At 68.4% G+C, this 3,231-nt stretch carries 3 protein-coding genes and 1 pseudogene; 2 read left to right on the top strand and 2 right to left on the bottom strand.

The window, feature by feature from the left end; genetic code table 11:
- Positions 1-55 precede the first annotated feature (55 nt).
- The gene (locus tag BN903_RS08605; RefSeq protein WP_048077357.1) at positions 56-1,051 is read left to right on the top strand and encodes a hypothetical protein; all 996 of its coding nucleotides are present in this window, start codon (positions 56-58) and stop codon (positions 1,049-1,051) included.
- On the top strand, positions 1,048-1,857 hold the full coding sequence (locus BN903_RS08610) for a mechanosensitive ion channel family protein (protein ID WP_048077358.1): 810 nt from the start codon (positions 1,048-1,050) through the stop codon (positions 1,855-1,857). Before BN903_RS08605 ends, BN903_RS08610 begins: the two co-directional genes overlap by 4 nt.
- A gap of 168 nt (positions 1,858-2,025) precedes the next feature.
- On the opposite strand, the pseudogene BN903_RS08615 reads toward BN903_RS08610, so the two are convergent.
- Positions 2,026-2,525: pseudogene (locus BN903_RS08615) on the bottom strand (DUF371 domain-containing protein).
- Between the two features lie 76 nt (positions 2,526-2,601).
- Positions 2,602-3,231, bottom strand: a 630-nt coding sequence (locus BN903_RS08620) for an amidohydrolase family protein (protein ID WP_048077359.1), incomplete at its 5' end; no start/stop codon positions are given.

The following is a 3,231-nucleotide window of genomic DNA, read 5'->3' on the forward strand; positions in this document are numbered from 1 at the left end:
CCGGTTGACTCGGGCCCAGTATTATCAATCGCCCGGGCGTAACGGTGGTGATATAATGAACGACAGTGCCGTCGAAGGGGGACGTCGGGGGACGGACGTCACCGTCTCGACGCTCCTCGGTGACGACCACGAGACGTTCGAGTCGGCCCTCTCGGGTGAGAGGGCCGGGCCGGTCGCCGTCGTCGGCGACCCCTTCTCCGGACGGGAGTCCGTCCTCGAGCGTGCCGAACGCGATCTGGACGCGACTCGGGTCAGCCTCGACCCGGGCGACGGAATCGACGAAATCCGGGCGAGGATCAACGGCGGGCCAGTCGTGATAGCGGACTGCCAGCACCTGTACGAGCGTCGCATCGACGGCTTCGAAGAACTATCCGCGTTCCTCGACGATCTGGCGGGCCTCGATTCGACGGTGGTGACCGGCTGGAACCGGTACGCGTGGGCGTATCTCACGGCGGTACAGGGCCTCGACCGGGAGTTTCCCGTCACCGTTGAGGTCCAGCCGCTTCCCGCGGACCGGATCGCGGAACTCGTGCTCGGTCGGTACGACACGATGCCGGAGTTCGTCGCCGACGACCCCGACCGAGGGGGCCTGATCGCAACGACACGCCACGAGATCGGCTGGCGGGACTGGTCGGTGTCCGTCCCGATCCCCACGCTGAGCCCCGTCGCGGTCAGAGATCTCTTTTCGGACGGAGATCTGGATCCGAAGGATCTGACCTTCGGCCGACTCGCTGCGGTCTCAAACGGGAACGTCGGTGTCGCCACCGCGATCTGGGAGACCCGTCACGGGGCAGAAGTCCGCCCGAGCGACATCGCCGTCCCCGCATCCGACAGCGACCTGACCCGCGAGGAAGCGTTCTGTCTGCGGATCGTGCTCTCGAAAGAGCGGGTCGCTCGGTCCGAGCTCTCGGAAATCGTCGACGGACTCGATCGGATCATCAGGCGCCTCTCGGCCGACGGCCTCGTCACGGTCGGGGACGGTATCGTGGAACTCGACCCGGCGGCGGTGCCGGTCGCCGCAACGACGACCGAACGGGGGCAGATACTGTGATCACAGTTCAGGTGCTGGCGGACCTCGGGATAGATCAGGGGACGCTCACGGGTATCGTGGTCGTGCTCGTGGCGGCGTCTCTCGCCAGTCGAGTCGTCGGGTACGCGCTCAACGCGGTCGCCGAGCGCAGCCCCGACCGGAGGATCAGCATCAAGATGTTGATTCCGATAGCGCGCTTCCTCATCTACGCGGCCGCGGCGTTTCTCGTCTTGGGACCGCTGCTCAGGCTTTCGACCGCACAGTTGCTCGCTGTGTCGGGGCTGCTCGGGGCCGCCCTCGGTTTCGGCCTGAAGGACCTCTTCGCAGGGATGATCGGGGGGCTCGTGCTCATCACCGAGCGTCCGTACCAGGTCGGCGACAAGGTCGCCATCGACGGCGACTACGGCGAGGTGACCAACATCGGGCTCCGGTCGACGACGCTGGTGACGCCCGACGACAGCGCCGTCATGGTTCCGAACGCCACGCTGTTCACCGCCAACGTCTCGAACGCCAACGACGGACGCCCGGAGATGATGGTCGTCGTCGAACTCGCGGTCACTGCCTCCGCGGATGTCGACCGGGCGAGCGAGATCGTCGAGGAGGCCATGATGACCTCAAAGTACGTCTACACCGACGACGACCACCCACTTACCGTTTTAGTCGAAGACGAGTCCTACTACCGGACGATTCGCGGCAAGGCGTACGTGGCCGACCTGCGCGACGAGTTCGCCTTCGCCTCGGACGTGACCGAGCGCTCGATGGCCGCCTTCGCCAGCGAGGGGATCGACATGCCCGAGGCGCCCGTCAACGTCTCGCACCGCCGCTGACTCCACGTGTCGCCTATCGATTTCGGCCGACCGAACGAGTGTCTCGACGGTCGATTGCCCGGCAGAGCGCTCCGGCGAGAGACAGGCCGACTACGGTCCACGGGTCCGGGCCGACACCCAGCCAGAGACCAGTCACGAGGTCGATAACCGACACCGGAGGCGATCGCCTCACTCGCTCCGCGCGGGAGTCACCTTCAGTCGCAACCTCAGGTCCGCGCCGTCGGCCAGCGCCGCCACGAGGTCGCGGTCGAGGTCGGCGGCGGCCCCCTCGCCCTCGACGAAGATCGTGCGCTCGTCGTCGGTGTAGTCGCTCGTGCGCCCGACCATCGAGCGGTCGTCGACGAGCGCGAGGTCGGGGTCGCCGCGGCCCGTGAGCGTCTCGCGATGGGTCTCGTCGCCGTCGTCGACGACGAACGTCGCCTCGATCGTCGCGCTCGCGTCGCGACACGCCTCGCGGAACTCGGGACCGAAATCTCGCGGTGTGCGGTCCGCCTCGACGCCGACGATACAGTCGCCGGCGGGCGTGAGCCAGTCGTCGGTCGTGAGTTCGACCGTGCTCGCGTGTTCGGCGGTGACGTTCTCGTGGCCGACCGCGCGGACGACCTCGACGAGGGGTCGTCGGAGTCCGAACCCGCACTGTCGCCGGCGTCCGCCGCTGCGTCGCTCATACGTGTCGGCTCGGCGGCGACGGAACAAGTGCGCGTCGCTTCCGGCCGGATCGAGGCTGACCCCGGCGGCGTCGCCTCAGACGTCCGCGCCTTCGGCGAGCGCGGGGACGAGGCGAGCGGGGTTCTTCGCCAGCACGCGGGCCATCAGGTCCTCGGAGACGTCGAGGGTGAGCACCTCCATCACGCCGACGTTCGGGTGGACGTCGGGTGCGCCGGACCCGAACAGGACGCGGTCGGGGTGTTCCAACACGCCGCGTTCGAGCACCTCGCGGTAGCGCACCGCGCTCGTGTCGACGTACACGCGGTCGTGCTCGTCGAGCAGGTCGAGCGTCCGGTTCATCAGTTCGGCGTCCAGCGGGTACCCGCCGAAGCTCCCGAGGACGAGCGGGAGGTCGTAGCCGAGGAGTTCCGTCTCGACCGCCTCAGGCGGGAACTCGCGGCCCGCGTGGACGAAGAGGGGGAGGTCGGCGTCTTCGAGGCGGGACAGCACGTCCTCGTTCGGCAGCCCGTCGACGTGGGGCGCGAGGGTGAAGCCGTGGAAGCGGTCGTCGTAGGAGTACTGCTCCACGTCGTCCGGCCGGGTGTGGTGGTCGTCGCGATCGGCGCGGAGGTTCCGCACCACCGACGCGGGGCCCGTCCCGGGGTCGCGGGGGCCGTTGAGGCGGGCGAACGCGACGAACGGGCGGTCGATCGACAGGCGCGCGAC

The sequence above is a fragment of the Halorubrum sp. AJ67 genome (assembly GCF_000513435.1).